Source organism: Hyphomonas neptunium ATCC 15444, assembly GCF_000013025.1.
Taxonomy (GTDB): Bacteria; Pseudomonadota; Alphaproteobacteria; order Caulobacterales; family Hyphomonadaceae; genus Hyphomonas; species Hyphomonas neptunia.
This window is the reverse complement of sequence record NC_008358.1, coordinates 1,732,931-1,752,831: the sequence shown is the minus strand read 5'-3', so window position 1 is coordinate 1,752,831 and position 19,901 is coordinate 1,732,931. Positions and strand designations below refer to the sequence as shown.

The 19,901-nt window shown below is 61.0% G+C and carries 18 protein-coding genes; 15 read left to right on the top strand and 3 right to left on the bottom strand.

The window, feature by feature from the left end:
* Positions 1–25 precede the first annotated feature (25 nt).
* The gene (locus HNE_RS08445) at positions 26–301 is read right to left on the bottom strand and encodes a metal-sensitive transcriptional regulator (protein WP_011646715.1); all 276 of its coding nucleotides are present in this window, start codon (positions 299–301) and stop codon (positions 26–28) included.
* 593 nt (positions 302–894) lie between these two features.
* Between HNE_RS08445 and HNE_RS17945 the strand changes: the two genes are divergently transcribed.
* The 9 genes from HNE_RS17945 (at position 895) to HNE_RS08395 (ending at position 10,085) form a co-directional block, all read left to right on the top strand.
* A complete protein-coding gene (locus HNE_RS17945) occupies positions 895–1,473 on the top strand; it encodes a copper-binding protein (RefSeq protein WP_011646714.1) in 579 nt (192 codons plus the stop codon).
* Between the two features lie 68 nt (positions 1,474–1,541).
* Positions 1,542–3,395 carry a copper resistance system multicopper oxidase gene (locus HNE_RS08430; RefSeq protein ID WP_011646713.1) on the top strand — a complete coding sequence of 618 codons (1,854 nt, stop codon included), beginning with the start codon at positions 1,542–1,544 and terminating at the stop codon, positions 3,393–3,395.
* A complete protein-coding gene (locus HNE_RS08425) occupies positions 3,395–4,192 on the top strand; it encodes a copper resistance protein B (RefSeq protein WP_035591786.1) in 798 nt (265 codons plus the stop codon). Before HNE_RS08430 ends, HNE_RS08425 begins: the two co-directional genes overlap by 1 nt.
* A gap of 41 nt (positions 4,193–4,233) precedes the next feature.
* A complete protein-coding gene (locus HNE_RS08420; RefSeq protein WP_011646711.1) occupies positions 4,234–4,587 on the top strand; it encodes a copper resistance CopC family protein in 354 nt (117 codons plus the stop codon).
* A gap of 11 nt (positions 4,588–4,598) precedes the next feature.
* Positions 4,599–5,429 carry a copper resistance D family protein gene (locus tag HNE_RS08415; RefSeq protein WP_011646710.1) on the top strand — a complete coding sequence of 277 codons (831 nt, stop codon included), beginning with the start codon at positions 4,599–4,601 and terminating at the stop codon, positions 5,427–5,429.
* A gap of 10 nt (positions 5,430–5,439) precedes the next feature.
* Positions 5,440–5,919, top strand: a complete 480-nt coding sequence (locus HNE_RS08410) for a YybH family protein (protein ID WP_011646709.1) — start codon at positions 5,440–5,442, stop codon at positions 5,917–5,919.
* A complete protein-coding gene (locus HNE_RS17940; RefSeq protein WP_011646708.1) occupies positions 5,919–6,656 on the top strand; it encodes a helix-turn-helix transcriptional regulator in 738 nt (245 codons plus the stop codon). The genes HNE_RS08410 and HNE_RS17940 overlap by 1 nt, the downstream gene beginning before the upstream one ends.
* An 84-nt stretch (positions 6,657–6,740) precedes the next feature.
* Complete coding sequence (locus HNE_RS08400; RefSeq protein WP_011646707.1) at positions 6,741–7,595, top strand: sterol desaturase family protein; 855 nt, start codon at positions 6,741–6,743, stop codon at positions 7,593–7,595.
* A gap of 99 nt (positions 7,596–7,694) precedes the next feature.
* Positions 7,695–10,085: a heavy metal translocating P-type ATPase gene (locus HNE_RS08395; RefSeq protein WP_011646706.1), complete on the top strand. Its 2,391-nt coding sequence runs from the start codon at positions 7,695–7,697 to the stop codon at positions 10,083–10,085.
* Between the two features lie 415 nt (positions 10,086–10,500).
* On the opposite strand, the gene HNE_RS08390 is transcribed toward HNE_RS08395, so the two are convergent.
* Positions 10,501–11,136, bottom strand: a complete 636-nt coding sequence (locus HNE_RS08390) for an NrsF family protein (RefSeq protein ID WP_011646705.1) — start codon at positions 11,134–11,136, stop codon at positions 10,501–10,503.
* Positions 11,133–11,684 carry a sigma-70 family RNA polymerase sigma factor gene (locus tag HNE_RS08385; protein ID WP_035591789.1) on the bottom strand — a complete coding sequence of 184 codons (552 nt, stop codon included), beginning with the start codon at positions 11,682–11,684 and terminating at the stop codon, positions 11,133–11,135. Before HNE_RS08385 ends, HNE_RS08390 begins: the two co-directional genes overlap by 4 nt.
* A gap of 277 nt (positions 11,685–11,961) precedes the next feature.
* Between HNE_RS08385 and HNE_RS08380 the strand changes: the two genes are divergently transcribed.
* From HNE_RS08380 to HNE_RS08355, 6 genes are all read left to right on the top strand, one after another.
* Positions 11,962–12,375 carry a hypothetical protein gene (locus HNE_RS08380; RefSeq protein ID WP_148205848.1) on the top strand — a complete coding sequence of 138 codons (414 nt, stop codon included), beginning with the start codon at positions 11,962–11,964 and terminating at the stop codon, positions 12,373–12,375.
* Between the two features lie 251 nt (positions 12,376–12,626).
* Entirely contained in the window at positions 12,627–13,049 is a 423-nt protein-coding gene (locus HNE_RS08375; RefSeq protein ID WP_035591794.1) for a hypothetical protein, read from the top strand.
* A gap of 63 nt (positions 13,050–13,112) precedes the next feature.
* Positions 13,113–14,330: a TolC family protein gene (locus HNE_RS08370; RefSeq protein WP_011646701.1), complete on the top strand. Its 1,218-nt coding sequence runs from the start codon at positions 13,113–13,115 to the stop codon at positions 14,328–14,330.
* Complete coding sequence (locus HNE_RS08365) at positions 14,327–16,135, top strand: efflux RND transporter periplasmic adaptor subunit (protein WP_011646700.1); 1,809 nt, start codon at positions 14,327–14,329, stop codon at positions 16,133–16,135. The genes HNE_RS08370 and HNE_RS08365 overlap by 4 nt, the downstream gene beginning before the upstream one ends.
* Complete coding sequence (locus tag HNE_RS08360) at positions 16,132–19,341, top strand: efflux RND transporter permease subunit (RefSeq protein ID WP_011646699.1); 3,210 nt, start codon at positions 16,132–16,134, stop codon at positions 19,339–19,341. Before HNE_RS08365 ends, HNE_RS08360 begins: the two co-directional genes overlap by 4 nt.
* Positions 19,338–19,796, top strand: a complete 459-nt coding sequence (locus HNE_RS08355) for a copper-binding protein (protein WP_011646698.1) — start codon at positions 19,338–19,340, stop codon at positions 19,794–19,796. Before HNE_RS08360 ends, HNE_RS08355 begins: the two co-directional genes overlap by 4 nt.
* Positions 19,797–19,901: the final 105 nt, after the last annotated feature.

Here is a 19,901-nt window from a genome sequence, read left to right as displayed (position 1 = left end):
GCCAGCGCATGTATGGACCGTTCAATCAGCTTCGATACCTGCCGAACAAATCCACAAGCTCAGAAAACTTCTGCCTCTGGCTCTCGGCATCGCCCTCCCGGATGGCCTCTTCCACACAGTGAGCCGCGTGGTTCTTCAGGAGCTCATCTTCGACCTTCCCAAGTGCAGCCTTGATTGCCTGGACTTGGGTCAGGATATCGATGCAATACCGGCCATCCTCGACCATTCCGGACACGCCGCGTACCTGGCCTTCAATCCTCTTTAACCGGGTTACAACTGATTTAGGCGGCGCGTGTTGCATTTGACATATACCTCTTGGGGGTATACATAACGAGAAGATAAAGGCTGGTCAACGCATCATGGTCGATTCGATCCGTAGCGCGATAGTTGCCCTCACCCTGCTCGTGTTGGGCGGCTGCCACGCCGCGTGTGCATGCGCTTCCGTCGCACAAGCGCTCACCGGGCCAGAAGTCGCAGTGGCCGAAACGACTGGGCACGCCGGTCACACGGTCGCTGTTGAGGTGCCAGACGTTGACCATTGTGACCGAGAGTCCGAAAATCAGGGTCATGACTGCACCGGGTGCGAAGCAGTTGCCCTACCGGCCGATTCCCTAACCAAGTCGGTCAGCCCGTTTCCGGCCGACGTCGCTATTCTACCCGCGAAGCCCGTCACTGAGACACTCGGAGTGTTCCAACTCGCTGACTTGAGAATTGAACCAACCCGAGGCCCGCCTCGGCCGAGCCCTTCGCTCGTAACTCTGAAAATACGCCTGCAGAATTGATCCTGAGATGATCGGTGCGCCAGCCTCTGGTCGGCGCGACTGGTCTCACTCAACTGAAGTGAGCGCTCTTGGCGCTCTCTGCTCAAGCTGATCAATCACAGGATATCTACCCATGAAACTCTTTCATTCAATCCTCGCGCTTGCGATGGTACTTTCTGCCGCCCCCGCATTTGCTCTGGAAGCCGGCAGTTCAGCCGCATCGATGCAGCACACGGATCATTGCGGCCTTCCAGTGGGCGAAGGGACAGTGACCGCCCTCGATGTCAAAACCTCGAAAGCCACGATCGACCACGGCCCCATCGCCGCGCTGGACTGGGACGCCATGACGATGGACTTCAAGGCCGCGAAAGGCGTTGACCTTGCGGCGTTTGCGGCCGGCGACCGGGTTCACTTCCTCCTAGCGGAAGATGCAAAGTCAAAATCCTACCGGATCGAAGCGATGTGTTCGCTCGATGCCCCGGAGGGCCTGCACGACGCCTGCATGGGCAAGATGCACGAGACGGCCATGTCGGCCGCCGAAGCCAGCGGCAAGCCATGCGCGATGGAGGGAATGGATCACGGCACAATGCCCGGCATGGATCACGGCAACATGAAAGGCATGGACCACTCGCAGATGCCGGGCATGGCGCCAGAAGCTGCGCCCGCCGCGACGGATGCCGCCAAGCCAGCCGCCGACCATTCACAGCACTAATTGGTGAGGTCCCTGCGCTGCTCCGGCCCTGCGCAGGGACTCAGTTCCCCTTCGACAAGGCAAATCACATGTTCACACGACGCAGTCTCCTCCGCACGGCCGCCGCTGGCGGCGTGCTCGCCGCCTCCACGTCCCTCCTGCCCGCCTGGGCGCGAAGCGCCAATGCTGGCAACACAGGCATCTTCGAAACACGCGGTAACGCGTTTGACCTGACCATCGGCCACAGCGCCGTAAAGATAGCAGGCCGCTCCGGCCATGCCATCACGATCAACGGAACACTGCCCGGGCCGCTTATCCGGTTCCGCGAGGGCGAGAAGGTGACCCTCAAGGTCAACAATACCCTCGACGAAGACACATCGATCCACTGGCACGGGCTTCTGGTGCCCTTCCATATGGACGGTGTGCCCGGTGTTTCGTTCCCCGGCATCAAGCCGAAGTCGACCTTCACCTATGAGTTCGCGGTCCCGCAGAGCGGCACCTACTGGTATCACTCCCATTCCGGACTTCAGGAACAGCTGGGCCATTACGGCCCGCTGATCATCGATCCTGCCGGCGCCGATCCCGTCGAAGCAGACCGTGAGTATGTGCTTGTTTTGTCCGACTGGACGTTCGAGCATCCGCACAAGGTGTTTGCCCGCCTGAAGAAAGATGCGGCCGTTTATAACTTCCAGCAGCGCACGGTTGGTGACTTCCTGAAGGACGCCCGTGAAGACGGTCTCGGCACAGCGCTTGCCGACCGGACTTCCTGGGGCGCCATGCGCATGTCGCCGACCGATATCTCGGATGTCACGGCCTCGGTCTATACCTACCTGATCAATGGTCATGCGACGCGAGACAACTGGACTGCAATCTTCAATTCCGGTGAACGCATCCGGCTACGGATCATCAACGCCTCGGCGATGACGATCTTCAATTTCCGGATTCCGGGACTGCCGATGACGGTGGTTGCCGCTGACGGGCTCAATGTCCAACCGGTGGAGACCGACGAGTTCCAGATCGGGGTGGCGGAGACCTATGACGTGATTGTCAGTCCGACCCGAGCGCGGCCGTTTGCGCTGGTCGCGGAATCGATCGACCGGTCCGGTCAGGTGGTCGCCACTCTGGCGCCCGAGGCGGGCCTGGTTGCCACCGCGCCTCTCCTGCGCGAGCCGCCCGTTCTGACCCACCGCGACATGGGCATGGACATGGCATCCATGGATCACGGCTCAATGGCCGGCATGGACCATAGCGCCATGCCCGGCATGGATCACGGCGCGATGGACATGGCTGTGTCAGTCCCGCAGGGTCATGAACACCGGATGGGCGCCGGTGTGGATAACGTCGCCATGGTTCAGGTAAGCCGGATCGATGAGCCGGGGCTGGGCCTCGAATCAGTCCCGCACCGGGCGCTCCGGTATTCACAGCTGAGGAGTCTCACACCCAACCCCGACACACGGGCGCCGGGCCGCGAGATAGAGATCCACCTCACCGGCAACATGGAACGCTACATGTGGTCCTTCGACGGCGTGAAGCTCAGCGAGGTTACCGGTCCGATCATCTTCCATGAAGGCGAACGCCTGCGCGTGACGCTCGTTAACGATACGATGATGACGCACCCGATCCATCTGCATGGCATGTTCTTCGATCTCGTTGTCGGGGACACCGATCACAAGCCGCGCAAGCACACGGTCACCGTCAAACCTGCCGAGCGCCTGTCCTTTGACGTGACAGCGGACCATGTCGGAGACTGGGCGTTTCACTGCCACCTGCTCTTCCATATGCATGCTGGCATGATGCAGGTCGTCTCCGTCCTCCCACGAAGTGCGGCGGCTGGCATGGATGCTCCGCACAGGGATCACATGACTTCGTCTACTCTGCCGACGGACGAGCCTCCGCCAAAAGAAGCCCCAATGACGGGCATGAGCCACGAAGGACACCGTTAATGACCCGCGCTCAGATGATTGCGACGATTATCCTGCTTTCACCGCTCGCAGCAGCGCCTGCCTTTGCTCAGGAGACGCCCGTACCTGGATCGCAGGCCGAAGCCTATTGGGATAAGAATGAATTCAAGGCGTCTCAGGATGCCCTGAAAAAAGAACATGGCGGAGGGACAAATTACATGATCCTCGCCGACCGGTTCGAATACCAATCAGGCGAGGGCTCTCCCGCTCTTCTTCTGGAGGGTCAGGGGTGGTGGGGTACGGACGAGAACCGGCTCTGGATAAAATCCGAGATCGACTATGATCTGGATGCTGGCAGTTTTGAAGAAACCGAACTGCAGGCACTTTGGTCCCGGCCCGTCGCGCGGTACTTCGACCTGCAGGCAGGTGTGCGTCATGATTTCGAGCCGGGCCCTTCCCGCACTTACGCGGTAGCCGGAATCCAGGGTCTCGCCCCTTATTGGTTCGAAGTCGACGGCGCAGTGTTCCTTAGTGAAGAAGGTGATCTCTCTGCCCGCTTCGAAGCCGAGTATGAATTCCTGCTGACCCAGCGTCTCGTGCTTCAACCGCGCACGGAACTGAACTTCGCGGCTGAAGATGTGCCCGAACTTGAAACCGGCGCCGGACTATCGACAGCGGAACTTGGCCTGCGCCTTCGCTATGAGTTCGATCGTCAGTTCGCGCCCTATGTCGGGGTCAATTGGCAAGCCTCGACCGGCGAGACCGCCGGCTTTGTCCGGGCCCGTGGAGGAGACACAGAAACCCTCTCCTTCGTCACCGGCATCAGGCTCTGGTTCTGAAGCGTATCTAATTGAAACTCTCGGTCCGGAAAGGACATCTCATGCACACGCCCAAATTAATCGCCGCAACACTTCTGGCGCTCGCTCTCTCAGCTGCTCCCGCGCTTGCCCACATCAGTGTCAAATCGACGAGCATCGAGAATGCGGCCGTCATCGACTCCGCTCCTGCAGACTTCTCGTTCAGCTTCAGCCAGCCGGTCGGTCTGATATCATTCTCTATCCAGACACAGGCCGGAGAAAAGGTCGATCTCGGATTCACGCCGCCAAAAGCACCGGCAGCCACATTCACGGTGCCGCTGCCGGAACTCGCGCCAGGTCTCTACACCGTCGAATGGCGTACGATGTCGAAGGATGGTCATCCGATGACCGGCAAATCGACTTTCGAACTGAAATAGGCCGGACCCATATGCCCCTGCTGGACGCCGCCAATCTTGCAACCAAGATCCTGCTGTATGGCGCCAGCCTCGCAGCGATCGGGGCGGCGCTTCACGGGGCGCTCGGACTGCACACCAACCGTCGCGCCTACACATGGCTCGCCGCCCTGGTGGCTGCCACCACGCTGATCCGGCTGCTCATTCTCAACGCACAGATGGGCGGCAGCCTCGGCGCGGCGCTGTCGCTTGATCAGTTCGGGTGGACCTGGGCCGGCGGCGGAAGGCCTGCGCTGGCCTTGTTCGCGGGCGCTGTCCTCCTCTTTGCGGCAAGCATAGCGAAAGGTCGTATCCTTCCGATGCTCGCAGCTGTCAGCATCAGCGCAGGCTTTGGCCTCACGGGGCATACGGCAGGTCTTGAGGCGCCGGGGCTCGCCCCCTGGGTCGTTGCGGTCCATGTCCTGATCGCCGGCTTCTGGCTGGCGGCGCCCGTTACGCTCTGGCCTGCCCCTGCGCTGACTGACCGAGATGTTCTTGCCCGCGCGGAATCGTTCAGCCGTGTCGCCCGGTTCATCGTGCCGCTGCTGTTTGTATCCGGCGTCTACCTTTTCTGGCGGATCAATGGCGACCTGACATCGGCGCTCAACTCCGGATACGGACGGCTCCTTGCTACTAAGTTTCTGGCCGCACTACTGATCCTCGGACTTGGCGCCCTCAACATGACCCGTGTCACACACCAGCTCGCCACTGATGCCGTCAGCGGGCGGGCGAACCTCCGGGCGACGCTCCGGGTGGATGCGGTGCTCTTTGTGCTGATTCTCGGTATCATTGCCGCCGCGACAACAATTTCTGGCCCAGTTGAATAAGGAAACCCGAATGAAAACCTACATCATCGCCATCTTTACCGCAGCTCTCCTGGGTGTTGCGGGCCCTGCCTCTGCCCATGAAAGCGCCCACCCGGAAGCACCAGGGTCACCTGCCGGGATCGTCGATGCCTTTGCTGCGGCGCTTGATGCGGGCGATACAGCCGCCCTGTCCGCTTTGATGGCCCCAGACATTCAGATCGCCGAGAGCGGCGGAATCGAGCGCTCTCTCGAAGAATACCGCTCCCATCATATGGGCGCAGATATCGAGTTCTCAAAAGCGGTTGAGACAAAGGTCCTCAGCCGCCACGTTTTTGAAGGCGAAGGCCTTGCAACAGTCATGACCGAAGCTGTGTCCACCGGCACGTTCCGCGGCAAGGACGTCAACAGTCGTCTGATGGAGACGATGGTCCTCAAACAGACGGACGGAGACTGGAAGATTGTCCACATACACTGGTCTTCGGCCAAGATATCCGAAGGTGACAGTCATTGATGCAGGCAGAGCGCTGGCGTGGCTCGCTCACCATCGGAGACGGTTGGGCGATACTGGAAGGCGTGGCGGGCGCCAACGCGCCCCATACCCATCTCGCTCACCAGCTGACTGCGGGGATCGATGGGCCGCTTGAAGTCGAGTGCTTCGGCAGGCTCCAGATCATCCCGTCTCGGCAGTACGTGATCATACCGTCGGGATGTGCACACGCCATCGGTCCAATCGAGACAAGGTTGCGGAGCATCTACTTTGACCGCGCAAGCGCCGCCCCAGCGGGTTCGGGTCAGGAACGCGGCTTCAGCCTTGCAGGTTCGCGCCTGTCAGCCGCATTGGATGAGTTCAACGAAACCGGCTCGCCGGCTAGCCTGATGGGTGTCTTCACGATTGGAGAACAATCCGCACAGCCAGAGAGATCGCTGACACAGCTGCTTGATGGCGCCCCGGACTCCGCCACGCCAGGCTCGATTGCTCACGACCTTGGAGTGTCGCCCAGTCGCCTGCGCCAGATGTCACATGCAACATTCGGGGCGCCCATCTCCCACGTTCTTCAGTGGCGGCAGTTGCAGCGCGCAGCGCGCGCACTTTCAGGCAACGCAAGTCTGGCTCAAGCGGCTGAGGCCGGCGGCTTTTCCGATCAATCCCATTTCACGCGCCGCATGCGCCGCTGGTTCGGTGTTTCGCCCGGCGCAGGTCTTTCTGGCCTGGAAGTCCGGATTGCCCCGACGCGGCAAGGTTGTTGAATCGTTCAAGACGGCTGAGCCGCGCCCGTTACCCTGTGATCAGATGAGGCGACACTCGCCTGCGTGCAGTCAAACGGAATCCCCATGCCCACTTTAAAGCAAATCACCAAGTGGACCTATGCGCCGCTGATGCTGCTGACCTTCAATGGCGCCGCAATCGCACTCGTGCATTCAGGTGCGCCCAAAGCTAGTCTTGCGGGGCTGTTGCTCGCGGCAATCGCGATGTCATTTCTTGCTGAGCGGTTTATTCCGTACCATGAGGACTGGAACCACCCAAAGGGCGATACTTTGAGAGATGGACTTCACGCGCTCGTCAATGAAGGTTCGATTGCCGTGTCGGTGCTCCTCATCCCGATCATGGCTGCCATCGTACCCTTCCCTCCGATCTGGCCCGGCAGCTGGCCGCTATGGGCTCAGCTGCTGCTTGCAATACTTGTCGCCGACGCCGGTATCACCGTCATTCACTGGGCAAGCCATCACAACAAGTTCCTCTGGCGCTTCCATGCGGTGCATCACAGCGTTACGCGAATGTACGGCTTCAACGGCCTCATGAAACATCCCGTCCATCAGGCGATCGAACTGATGGCAGGGACAGCGCCGCTCATTCTCGCTGGCATGCCGCTGGACGTCGCCGTACTGCTTGCATTCGCGGTGGCGGTCCAGCTGCTCCTCCAGCACTCGAACACCGACATGAAGATCGGCGCGCTTCGCCATGTGCTCGCACTTGCGCCCGTCCACCGGTTTCATCACCTCAAATCTTCGGCTGAGGGCAACGTCAACTTTGGTCTCTTCACGACATTCTGGGACAGGCTGCTCGGAACGGCCCACTTCGATGCGGATCGCCCCTTTTTCTCGGGCGACCTTGGGATCGAAAACGCAGCGGACTATCCCTCAACCTATACAGGTCAGCTCGTCCGGCCGTTCCTAGGCGATGGCTGAAGAGCGCCGGCAAGATCAACTATACCCCCACGGGGTAATTGACCGATACGGTATAGGGGTATATTTGAAAACGTAGCAAAAAACACGCAGGAGCTCGGCATGTCCTCAAGCGAAACTACGACAACAGCGGATCCGTCACCGACGCGCGACCCGGTCTGCGGCATGACCCCGAAGGCAGACACCCCGCACCGGCTCATTCATGAAGGTGCCGAGGTCGTATTCTGCAGCGCAGGTTGTAAATCCAAGTTTGAAGCAAATCCCGCCACCTACATGAATGCCTTCACGGCGCATGAGGCGGATATGCATGACCACTCAGGCCACGGGGCTGGCTGCCACGGTCATGCCAGCGCGACACCAGCTAAGATGGCAGCTGCAGGAAGTCAGTGGACCTGCCCCATGCACCCGGAGATCGTGCGGGACGGCCCCGGCGCTTGCCCGATTTGCGGCATGGCCCTCGAGCCGATGACGCCCAGCGCAGGCGATGGCTCCAATCCCGAGCTGCGCGACATGAAACGGCGCTTTGTGTTCGGCGTGGTGCTGTCGTTACCCCTGCTGGTCATCGAAATGGGTGGGCACGTCTTCGGTATTGACCGGTTCATTCCGCCCACGATCAATCCCTGGATCCAGATGGCTCTGGCAACGCCCGTGGTGCTCTGGGCAGGCTGGCCTTTCTTCGCGCGGGGCGCCGCATCTGTCAGAAACCGCAGCCTCAACATGTTTTCGCTGATCGCACTCGGTACCGGCGCGGCCTGGATCTACAGTATGATAGCCGCGATTGCGCCGGGCCTGTTCCCGGCCGAATTGCGCTCGGCGCACGGCACCGTGCCCGTCTATTTTGAAGCCTCTGCGGTCATCATCACGCTGGTGCTGCTCGGGCAGGTGCTCGAACTCCAGGCGCGGGAAGCGACAGGAGGCGCGATCCGGGCGCTGCTTGACCTTGCGCCGAAAACGGCCCGCCGGATCAATGCGGATGGCAATGAAGAAGATGTACCGCTCGAGACGGTCGTTGCTGGTGATCGCCTGCGGGTGCGGCCCGGGGAAAAGATACCGGTAGACGGCGTCGTCACCGAAGGGCGCTCCTCCATCGACGAGTCGATGGTCACTGGGGAATCAATGCCGGTGACCAAATCGGTAAATGACCGCGTGATTGGCGCAACCGTCAATCAGACCGGCAGCCTGATTGTTGAAGCGCAGCGGGTCGGCAGCGAGACCATGCTCTCCCAGATCGTCCATCTCGTGGCCGACGCGCAACGCAGCCGCGCGCCTATCCAGCGCCTCGCCGACCAAGTGTCGGGCTGGTTTGTTCCGGCAGTGATCGTTGTCGCCATAGCAGCCTTCTTTGGCTGGCTCATATTCGGGCCGGACCCTGCCTTCTCTTACGGTCTCATAGCCGCCGTCTCGGTACTGATCATCGCTTGTCCGTGCGCGCTTGGTCTTGCCACGCCGATGTCAATCATGACCGGTGTCGGAGCCGGGGCGCGCGCTGGCGTTCTGATCCGGAATGCCGAAGCGCTCGAGCGTATGGAAAAAGTGGATACGTTACTGATCGACAAGACCGGAACCCTCACGGAAGGGAAGCCGGCTCTTGTTGCCATCGACATGATGCCGGGCGCGGATGAAACCTCTGCCCTGCGCATTGCCGCGAGTCTCGAGAGCCACAGCGAGCATCCTCTCGCCGCGGCGATTGTCGCCGCAGCCCGTGCAAAGGGCCTGGCGCTCGCTGAACCCTCAGACTTCGATTCGCCGACGGGCAAAGGTGTTGTGGGGATCGTCGAGGGACAGAAGGTCGCTCTTGGCGCCGAGCGGTTCATGAATGAACTCGGCATCAGCACAGGCGAATTCCAAGCCCTTGCGGAACGCCGCAGGACGGACGGCGCAACAGCCATCTATCTGGCCGTCGAAGGCGCAGTACAAGCCGTGCTTTCGATTGCAGATCCTGTGAAACCTTCAACGCCCGCTGCCCTGAGCGCGCTGCGAGCGGCAGGCCTGCACATCGTCATGGCAACAGGGGACAACCGCACGACGGCTGACGCAATCGCGCGCTCGCTTGGCATCGATGCTGTTGAAGCGGAAGTCCTACCCGCCCAGAAGGCCGAGATTGTGAAACGCCTGATCGCCGAGGGAAGGGTCGTTGCCATGGCGGGGGACGGTGTGAATGACGCTCCCGCCCTGGCGGCCGCCGATGTCGGCATCGCGATGGGAACCGGCACGGATGTCGCCATCGAAAGCGCGGGCGTCACCCTACTCAAGGGAGATCTTGGCGGAATTGTACGGGCCCGGACTATTTCGCGGGCAACCATGCGGAACATCCGGCAGAACCTTTTCTTTGCTTTTGCCTACAACGCTGCCGGCATTCCCATTGCTGCAGGCGTCCTGTACCCCCTCACCGGCACCCTGCTCTCTCCCATGATCGCAGCTGCCGCGATGGCTCTCTCTTCTGTCTCCGTTATCATTAACGCATCGCGCTTAAGCCGATCGGCAAGACAATGATATCGCCCAGGCTTTTCCAGACTCGCCCTGCGGACTGCAATGTTGAAAATCGTGTGGATTCGAAACAGTTGGGTAGCTGTTGGCTCGTTCCGGAGTGACTGATCAATCAACTGCAGCCGAAGGCTTCGGCAGCGTTGATGCGACATTATCTTGCTGCCAGCCGAACCAGCCAGACAGCCTCAGAACGAAACCGTGCCAGGAAGAGGTATCTGTTGCGCCCTGCAAGGTCTCTCGTCATCCCTGATACCGCGATCGATCAGCAAAGCATCTTCCGCTTTGGGATCGCAAAGTCCCCGATTCACTATGGTAGCCGCGAGGTTAGCAGGTGCAATTTGCGCGTGATGACTTCGTGGGCCGCGTCGTAAGCGACCAGGTCACCTGAGGCCGCCGCTGCTACGGCGAGCAAATTCGATCACTACCACTTAAGCATCCTGCTCAAAACCACAGCACCGGCTGCTGCACACAACAACACTGAAGCAAGGTACCAGCTTACAACATAGAGAATTGAATCAGCCGGACAGCAACCGGCGTAAACAATGGCCGCCAGCGAGCCTGAAACTGCTCCGATGGCAGAGCCAGCAAGCGCAAGGCGCGTTGCGCCGAGTCCACGGACGGCAAGCGTCAGGGCCATAGCGATGGGAAGAGAAAGTAACGGAATCCTGTAAAGGCACTCTGGGAACTGATCACTTGTCCAGGCGCTCATGCGCAAATCCAACGGGGTCAGCACCATGACAAGAATCCCCACCAGAACATTCAGGGCCGCAAATATCCAGATCGGCAAGAATTCTCGTCCGACCGATGTGCTTGGACGCGACACCTCCAGAAGGAACGGCGCGGTAGCAGCAGCAGCCGTCAGACCATAGACAGCCTTTAACAGAACAGGACCGCTAGTCGGAGAAAAGTCCGCGCGCACACCAAAAATCAGAAGAAGCAGGATCATCGATAGGGCCAAACCTGCGACCGCCGCCACCGCCAGGCGCAGACGATGTCTCGAAGGGCGAACCGCGGATAGTCCGCGGGAAAGGTCTGCTACGAGATCGTCGGTTGTCACGGCAACTTTTCCTTTGAAACAAGTGACATGAGTTTCTTTAGTCCACGGTGAATGCTGACTTTGATATCCGCTTCGGAAATACCCATTCTTTCTGACGCCTCCTGAACCGATAGCTGCTCCAACTTCACGAGCCTGATTGCTCCGCCTTGCTTCTCCGGCAGTTGCGTTAGCAACGTTTCGATGTCGCGACTGGAGTCTGAATGATCCGCAGTCTCGGCGGAGAAGAGGCCCTCAACATCATCCACCGGAACAAATACCCGGCCAGCTGGCTGACGCCTGAAATGATCCATCATTTTATAACGAGCAATAGCATAGACCCAAGCTGTGAAGGGACGACCGGGATCATATCGGTGCCTGTTCAAGTGAATTGCCAGCAGCGTCTGCTGGACAAGGTCCTCGACCGCTGCTTCATCGTGGCCAAATAACTTGTGACGAAAGAACGAGCGAAAAAGGCTGCTCAACTTGGTGAGAAGCGCATTGTAGGAAAACTCTTCCCCGGCGAGGCTTTTCATCATCAGTGCGTGCAATTCAGGTTCATATCGGTTCATTCGCCCGCACGCCTCAATCCTCTGATTTTCTGACCGTATCGCAGTGCTGATTGTTGCAACAGGCACAGGCCGACATTTCGGCCTGGTCTCTCGCAGCGAAAGATGGACGTCGAAACTTCCACCTTCTTGCACAAACAGCATGATTGCAGTCACGAGCCCTTCACCAGACCAGCGTCCTTGAAGGTTCCTTCGCGTTTCAAAGCAAAAGGTTACAGGCCAGGCGCAAAACCTTTGCCGCGGGTTCGCGAACCCAAAAGTACCTGTTCCGGAGCTTGCCATGATCAAGCGATACAGGGCCTTTTTCCAGAAAGAGTGTAACCAATCGGCTCAGTCCTTCGAATTCAAAAGGACAGACTGGCAGTCAGTCTGCATCCAACCAGCCAAAAGCTGCCATCAAAGGACCTTTGTGATGAAAAAGTTCTCCGCCGCCGTCGTAGTTGCCACACTGGCACTGATGGCGCCCATGCCCGCTTTCGCCCATCATAAGGTGGGTCACCCCGATTTCCGACCCATCCGCGCAGCCTCCCTAGCCGCGCCTGCGAAGCCAGATCCAATGAAATGCGGCGACGACATGATGAAGTCGGCGCCTGAAGCAAAAGAGAAGACGCGTTCCTGCTGCGAAAAAGGCAAAGCAGGCGCGACTTCTGATGTCCTCGATGGCGTCGCTCACATATCGAAGCCTCAGAGCTAATGCCGTGCGCAACCGTTGCGGAGTCAAGACTGCCCATGCTTGCCGTGCCGTGTCGGGAACCGCCGTTTGCTGGACCCCTGCACTGCAAGGAACAGTCGAAAAGACATGTTTCGCCTGTAGTAAATTGCGCCGCTGTGTTGCCCGACGCGTCAATGAAGCCTTTGTATTCGTCAACGCAAAATCGCCTCACGTTGCTGTGACGTTGGGCCTTCAACGTTGAAATATTAACAAAGATCGTCCTAAGTTGGTTCATGCGTCTGCTTTACCGCCTCCTGATGACCCTGATGATTGCGGTTTTCGCGGCTCAGCCCGTCATGGCATGCTGTCTGACCGGGCATCAAAGTGCGCAGGCGACGGTCGAGCACGCAGAACCGCCCTGTCACGACGCTGTGAACGAGGGCACGACAGATTCTTCGGATAACAAGGGCAACGCCTCAGCACCTTCTGATTGCCCGGGATGCGTCGATTGCGACATGCTGATGTTAGCAGCGCCGGCCCCGGACAACTTGGGTCTTGTGACGGCCAACGTATTTGATGATCCGGGACTGATCGCTGCGGAAGCACGATCTGAGGAGTTCGAACCACGTCTCCTCGTCCTCTCGACCGGTCCACCGCGAAATTTTTCGCCACCGCTCTATACGCCGATTTCCCTGAAGCAGCGCCTGCAGATCTGAGACGGAGCGGCCCGCAAACGCGGTGTCTAGCCCCTCGTCTCAAACCATCAAGGCGCTACTCCCATGTATTCTCCACTCAGAAACGGGCTGCTCTTCGCAGCCCTGGCGCTCGCGGCAGTCGCACTGCCGGCCGCATCTCAATCGCTTGAAGAACTCGATGCGCGTCTGCGCCAGCATCCATCGATAGAAGCCCTCACTCAACGAGCTGATGCGGGCCGCGAGCGGGCCGTCGCTGCGACCGCCCTGCCCGATCCCGTGGTCTCGCTCGGCGTCAACAATTTCCCGATCTTCGATCCGTCGTTCAACGCGTTCCTCCCGACCAACAAGGCCGTCGGTGTCAGCCAGGCCATTCCCAGCCGTGCGGGCCGCGAGGCTCGATCCGGCGAGGCACGCGCCATGGCTGTGCAAACCGATCGGCTGCGGGACGCCCAGCTGGCGATGCTGCACGGCGAACTCGTCGCACTGCTTCACGAGAAGCAAAGCATCGCCGGCCAGCAGGAACTCGCAGAAAGCCGCCGCGTAAAATATGACGAACTGACAGAGGTTGCCGCGGCCGAAATCGATGCTGGGCGTCCTGCCGTTTTCCGGCTCGCCGAGATCGAGGCTGAACGCACCCGCGTCGCCCGAGAGCTCGTCGTCCTGAAGCAGCGTGAGGCTGAAATCGATGCGCGCCTTGTCGACCTGACAGGTCTCGTGCCGACTACCCCCGCGCCGCCGGTCGAGCCTGCCAGCTGGAGCGGCGAGGCCCGCGACTTTCACGCCGTCCGGGTCGCCGAGGCCGGGATGGATGTCGCAGGCTACGCCATCGACGGCGCAGAGGCGGCCTGGAAACCCAACTGGGGCGCGCAGCTGACCTATCAGCAGCGCGACGCGGGCGCCAACTTTGCGGGTGATGACTGGGTCTCAGGCATGGTGACCTTCAGCGTTCCATTCTGGTCCGGCCGCAGTCAGGCGCCGCGACTGCGGGCCGCGAAAGCCGACCGGGCGAGCGCCGAAATGCAGTATCAGGCTGCTGCCCGCAGCGCTGCCGCCCGGTACGCTGCCGAAACAGCCGCCTGGAAGGCTGCGAAAGAAACGATTGCGGTCCTCGCGCAAAACATCGCCGCCGTGGACGACGAGATCGCCGCTCAATTGACGATCTACGAGTCCGGCGTCGGCACCTATGCCCCGATCATCGACGGCGAGATCGCGATCCTTAAACTGCGTGCGGATATCGCCGCCGAAGAGGCGCGCAGGGCGGGGGCCGCGTCGCGTATCAACGCCCTTCTGGTGCAACCATGAACCGCCGCCTTCTCCTCCTCACCGTTGCGACTTCCGCCGCGCTGCTTGCCGCCTGCAGCGATGCCTCTGGCGTGCGCTCCCAGGGCAGCTCTGCGGGCGCGGGGACTTCAACTGACGCTCAGGCGGCCTCGTACACCTGTCCTATGCATCCGCATTATATCTCGACAGACGCAGGCGGTTCCTGTCCGATCTGCGGCATGGACCTCGTGCCGGTCAGCGGGACCACCGCAAGCGCGGGGCGCGGTGATATCCTCTATTACAAGAACCCTATGGGTCAGCCGGACACTTCGCCGGTTCCCAAGAAAGACTTCATGGGGATGGACTACATACCGGTCTATGCAGATGAAGCCGCCGAACCTGGCGTTGTCGTTTCCCCGGAAATGATCCAGACGATGGGGATACGGACGGTCAGGGCAGAGACCGCGGCCTTCGGGCGCTCGCTGCGCGCGTTCGGCACGGTCGAGACCAATGACCGTCTCGAAAACGTCTCCGTCGCGCGTCTCGAAGGCTGGATCGATACTCTGACCGTGCGCGCCGAAGGCGACCTGGTCCGACCGGGCGCTCTGCTCTACCGCGTCTACAGCCCTGACCTGATCGCCGCGCAGAAAGATTATCTCAACGCCTTCGCCATCGGCAACGACAAGCGGATTGCCGCCGTGCGCCAGCGCCTGCGCTCGCTCGGCATGCAGGACGCCGCGATCAACCGCGTGGCCGAGACCCGTGCGGTCATCGAGCGGGTACCTGTCTATGCCGAAGCAGGTGGGACTGTCGCGGCTCTCGAGGTGCGCGAAGGCGACTATGTCAAACCCGGCACGCCAATCCTGCGCCTGCAATCCTATGCGGGCGTCTGGATAATGGCGGCGGTTCCGGAAACGGACCTGTCGCTGATCGAGACCGGTTTCCCGGTTCGCTTGTCCTTCCCCAGCGCGCCAGAGGCGCCCGGTACCGGCGTGATCGACTATATCTATCCGACCATCGATCCGAAAACCCGCACTGCCCAGGTACGCATTGAGATCGACAATGCCGACGGTTTCCTTCGTCCGGGCGCGTATGCCGACATCGCCATCGATATCCCCGGCAAGTCCCACCTGTCTGTGCCCAGCGAAGCCGTGCTACAGGACAGCCGTGGCACACAAGTGATCATCGCACTTGGAGAGGGACGGTTCACGGGCCGGGCCGTGACGACCGGCATCCAGGCCAAGGGCCGCACGGAGATCCTGTCGGGTTTGACCGCTGGTGACGAAGTCGTCGCGAGCGGCCAGTTCCTGCTCGACAGCGAGGCCAACCTTCGTGAAGGTCTCGCCAAGCTGCAGGGGCCCGCCGCTGTCACGGCCGGACCGGATACGCCGCTGTCGGAACTGCCGGTCGATGCGGCGACACTTGCGAATATAGATCATTTTACGGACATGGCGCTCTATTTCCACGAAGCGCTGACGGATAACTACCGGATCGATGCGCGCTTCGTGGACCCTGCCCTCTTCCTTGGCGAAACGCTGCGCGCACGTTTTGCGCAGACCAAGCTTGAGCCTGTTCTCGAAGAGGCAGAGGCCGCCCTTCGCGCCGCGAAGACGGCAGATGATGGCTCCGCCTTGGCGGATAATCTCGCCCGGCTGATGACCGCGCTCGAACCCTGGCTCCTCGACGGCGCGCCTGTCCATTACCGCGAAGCGGGCCTCACCTTGTTCAAGGAGACCGGAACAGGCCGGCTCTGGCTGCAGGAAGGCACGACGCCGCGCAATCCGTATACAGATGGGCAGGCAGAGCCTGTCGCCTGGCCTGACCCGATGGCGGGTACCCAGCCATGAGCGCGCCAGACGATCTCTCCGGCCGCGATCCGTCTCGTTCCTGGGTTGCGGGCCTCATTTCCTGGTCGGTTCGGAACCAGCTCATCGTGCTCGTCCTCGCCGCCGCGCTGGCGGTTGCTGGCTGGCTGGCGGTGGAGCGCACACCGCTCGATGCGATACCCGATCTCACAGACACGCAGGTCATCATCCGCACCGACTTTCCAGGTCAGAGCCCGCAAATCGTCGAAGACCTCGTCACCTATCCGCTCTCGACGAACCTGCTCGGCCTGCCGAAGACGAAAGACGTACGCGCCACCTCGATGTTCGGGACAAGCTTTGTCTACGTGATCTTCGAGGACGATGTGGATCTTTACTGGGCCCGCTCGCGCGTCCTTGAAGCCCTCTCGCGTCTGGGCTCGGCTCTGCCCGATGGCGCAGTCCCTCGGATCGGGCCGGACGCGACCGGCGTGGGATGGGTTTACCAGTATGCGCTGGTCGACAAGACGGGAAGCACTGATCTTGCCGAGCTTCGCTCCCTCCAGGACTGGTTCCTGAAGCTCGAACTGGCCGGCGTGGAAGGCGTCGCCGAGATTGCATCGGTAGGAGGCTTCGTCCGCGAATACCAGGTCCTGATCGATCCCAACGCGCTGCGCAGTTATGACCTACCCATCGGCCGGGTCCGGGACGCAGTGCGCGCGGCGTCCAGCGAAGTCGGCGGGCGTGTTCTCGAACAGGCCGAAACCGAGTTCGTCATCCGCTCGTCCGGCTACGTTGATGAACGCGCCGATCTTGAAGAGGTGGTTCTCTATGCACAGAATGGCACACCCGTCCTCCTGCGCGATGTCGCGCGCATCATTGAAGGCCCGGCGCTGCGCCGCGGCGTTGTGGAACTGAACGGCGAAGGAGAGACTGTCGCAGGCATCGTCATCATGCGCGATGGCGAGAACGCTCTGCAGGTCATCAGCCGTGTAAAGGACAAGCTCGCCGAACTCCAGCGCGGCCTGCCGGACGGCGTCGAGATCGTCACTGTCTATGACCGCGCCCCGCTCATCGAAGGCGCCGTCGCATATCTCAAAGAGAAACTGATCGAGGAAGGCATCGTGGTCGCGCTGGTGATCCTTGTCTTCCTACTGCATGTGCGCTCGTCTCTGGTCGCGGTGATCACCCTGCCGCTCGGCGTGCTTGGCGCTTTCCTCATCATGTCGCTGCAAGGCGTCACCGCCAACATCATGAGCCTTGGCGGCATCGCCATCGCCATAGGCGCCATGGTGGATGCCTCAATTGTGCTGGTCGAGAACGCGAGCCGCAGGCTCTCAGAACTTGGCGACAGGATCGATGCGAAAGCCCGCCGCGCCGCCCTCATCGAGGCGGCGCAGGAAGTCGGTCCCGGCATCTTCTTCTCGCTCCTGATCATCACCGTTTCATTCCTGCCAGTGTTCGCACTGACCGGTGAAAGCTACCGCCTGTTCAGCCCGCTCGCCTTCACCAAAACCTATGCCATGGCATTCGCCGCCATCCTGTCAGTCACGCTGGTACCGGTCCTGATGCTGCATCTGATGCGCGGCAAGTTCCGGCGCGAGGAAGCTAATCCGCTGAACGTATTTTTCATATGGGCCTACAAGCCCATCCTGCACCTCGCGTTGAGGTTCAAGTGGGTGACCGTTGGCGTCGCCCTTGCGCTCACTGCCAGCGTGATTGTTCCTGCGCAGCGCATCGGCTCGGAATTCATGCCCGCGCTCTACGAGGGCGAACTCCTTTACATGCCGATCACCCTGCCCGGCGCCTCCGCGACCAAGATGCGCGAAATCCTCGGCCAGACGAACCGCGTGATAATGACCGTGCCGGAAGTCGAGCGCGTTTTCGGCAAGGCCGGCCGCGCCGACACGGCCACCGACCCCGCGCCGCTGACCATGATCGAGACCTGGGTCCACCTGAAGCCGAAAGAAGAGTGGCGGCCCGGCCTGACGCCGGAAGCCCTGCAGGACGAACTCAACCAACGCCTCCAGATGCCAGGCCTCGTCAATTCCTGGGGTTACCCGATCAAGATCCGCATGGACATGGTCTCGACTGGCGTGCGCACGCCTATCGGCGTGAAAGTCACCGGCGACAGCCTCGCGGAGATCGAGCGCATCGCCCGCGACATCGAAGCGGTCGTGGCCAAACTGCCCGGCACGCGGTCAGCCTTTGCCGACCGGGTGCTCGGCGGCAAATTTCTTGAGATCACGCCCGACCGGGGCGAACTTGCCCGGCGCAATATCGACATGGGAACCTTTCAGACCGTGGTGCAAAGCGCCCTCGGCGGCATGCGGCTCGCCCAGTCCGTCGAGGGCCGGGAACGCTATGACATCATCCTGCGCTATGACCGGCCTTTCCGCGAAGTCGCCGGCGACCTCGAAACGATCCTCGTACCCACTCCAACGGGCGCACACGTCCCGCTCGGAGAACTCGCGGCCATCGCCTATACCGAGGGCCCGCCGATGATACGCTCCGAGAATGCCCGGCTCACCGGTTGGGTGTTCGTCGATATCGCCGGACGCGACATGGGTAGCTATGTCACCGAAGCACGCGAAGCCGTCGCCGCAGCCGTCGAGCTGCCCGCCGGTTATGCCGTGACATTCTCGGGCCAGTACGAACAACTCGCAGAAGCCAATGCCCGCCTAGCGATCGCCATCCCCGCCGCGATCACCCTGATCTTCCTTCTGTTGATGCTGCATTTCGGACGGCTCGACCGGACACTGATCATCATGGCAAGCCTGCCCTTCGGCCTGATAGGCGGTATATGGGCGGTCTGGCTGGCAGGCTACAACCTCTCAGTCGCGGTCGCCGTGGGCTTTATCGCACTTGGCGGCATAGCTGCGGAAACCGCTGTGATCATGCTGCTCTATATCGACGGCGAAGTGCGCAAAGCCCAGCCCCGGACACATGCCGACCTCTTTGCCGCCATTAGCCGCGGCGCCGCCATGCGCGTCCGGCCGAAGCTGATGACCGTATTTACGCTGCTGGTAGGGCTCGCCCCGATCTTTCTGACCGAAGGGCTGGGTTCAGACGTCATGCGCCGGATCGCCCTGCCGATGCTGGGCGGCATGGCCTCGACGCTGATCCTCACCCTGATCGTCATCCCGGCGATCTACTATATCCGGACCGGGTTCCAGCTTTCCGCGGGCGCAGAAACCATATCCGATGACGCCCACCCCGACTTAACTGAAGCAAAAGGAGACCTGACATGAACACCCTTAACCTGATCACCGCGAGCCTCGCCGCACTCGGTCTCGCCGCCTGCGGCAACCCGCAGGAAGTCCGCCCAGCCGAAACAATGGCAGCGGAGGCGCCGATGGAGATGGCGGCCGAGACCGCGCCGACGGAGATGGCCAGTTCTGACATGTCCGGTGCCAGCGAGCGGATCGGCCGTGCGACGGGCACGATCAAATCCGTGGCGGGCCAATCGGACTTCCTGACCATCGATCACGGCCCCATTGACGGCGTTGGCATGGGCGCGATGACCATGGGTTTCGATATCGCAGGTGATGTCGACCTCACTGGATTTTCCGAAGGCGACACTGTCGCGTTCGAGGTCAAGCAAGGCCGCGACGGAAGCTACCGTATCATGTCGATCTGCAACACAGGGACCGAGGGCGCTGATTGCCTGGACACCAGAATCGCACGTCCGGGCAACCCCGAATGAGCCGGATTGGACGCCGGCGGGTTTGTGCCGGTCTGAGACTTCGCGCTTGATGCCGGTGATGCTCCCGGCCGCTTTGTGGAGCGGTGTGACTGACCGGCAAAAAGG

What these genes read in the sequence shown, in the direction of transcription:
- HNE_RS08380 (WP_148205848.1), top strand. Translation starts at nt 11,962, where the DNA reads ATGATCAAGCGATACAGGGCCTTTTTCCAGAAAGAGTGTAACCAATCG.
- HNE_RS08425 (WP_035591786.1), top strand. Translation starts at nt 3,395, where the DNA reads ATGACCCGCGCTCAGATGATTGCGACGATTATCCTGCTTTCACCGCTC.
- HNE_RS08445 (WP_011646715.1), bottom strand. Translation starts at nt 301, where the DNA reads ATGCAACACGCGCCGCCTAAATCAGTTGTAACCCGGTTAAAGAGGATT.
- HNE_RS08420 (WP_011646711.1), top strand. Translation starts at nt 4,234, where the DNA reads ATGCACACGCCCAAATTAATCGCCGCAACACTTCTGGCGCTCGCTCTC.
- HNE_RS08430 (WP_011646713.1), top strand. Translation starts at nt 1,542, where the DNA reads ATGTTCACACGACGCAGTCTCCTCCGCACGGCCGCCGCTGGCGGCGTG.
- HNE_RS08365 (WP_011646700.1), top strand. Translation starts at nt 14,327, where the DNA reads ATGAACCGCCGCCTTCTCCTCCTCACCGTTGCGACTTCCGCCGCGCTG.
- HNE_RS08395 (WP_011646706.1), top strand. Translation starts at nt 7,695, where the DNA reads ATGTCCTCAAGCGAAACTACGACAACAGCGGATCCGTCACCGACGCGC.
- HNE_RS08360 (WP_011646699.1), top strand. Translation starts at nt 16,132, where the DNA reads ATGAGCGCGCCAGACGATCTCTCCGGCCGCGATCCGTCTCGTTCCTGG.
- HNE_RS08370 (WP_011646701.1), top strand. Translation starts at nt 13,113, where the DNA reads ATGTATTCTCCACTCAGAAACGGGCTGCTCTTCGCAGCCCTGGCGCTC.
- HNE_RS08375 (WP_035591794.1), top strand. Translation starts at nt 12,627, where the DNA reads ATGCGTCTGCTTTACCGCCTCCTGATGACCCTGATGATTGCGGTTTTC.
- HNE_RS08385 (WP_035591789.1), bottom strand. Translation starts at nt 11,684, where the DNA reads ATGAACCGATATGAACCTGAATTGCACGCACTGATGATGAAAAGCCTC.
- HNE_RS17940 (WP_011646708.1), top strand. Translation starts at nt 5,919, where the DNA reads ATGCAGGCAGAGCGCTGGCGTGGCTCGCTCACCATCGGAGACGGTTGG.
- HNE_RS08410 (WP_011646709.1), top strand. Translation starts at nt 5,440, where the DNA reads ATGAAAACCTACATCATCGCCATCTTTACCGCAGCTCTCCTGGGTGTT.
- HNE_RS17945 (WP_011646714.1), top strand. Translation starts at nt 895, where the DNA reads ATGAAACTCTTTCATTCAATCCTCGCGCTTGCGATGGTACTTTCTGCC.
- HNE_RS08415 (WP_011646710.1), top strand. Translation starts at nt 4,599, where the DNA reads ATGCCCCTGCTGGACGCCGCCAATCTTGCAACCAAGATCCTGCTGTAT.
- HNE_RS08400 (WP_011646707.1), top strand. Translation starts at nt 6,741, where the DNA reads ATGCCCACTTTAAAGCAAATCACCAAGTGGACCTATGCGCCGCTGATG.
- HNE_RS08355 (WP_011646698.1), top strand. Translation starts at nt 19,338, where the DNA reads ATGAACACCCTTAACCTGATCACCGCGAGCCTCGCCGCACTCGGTCTC.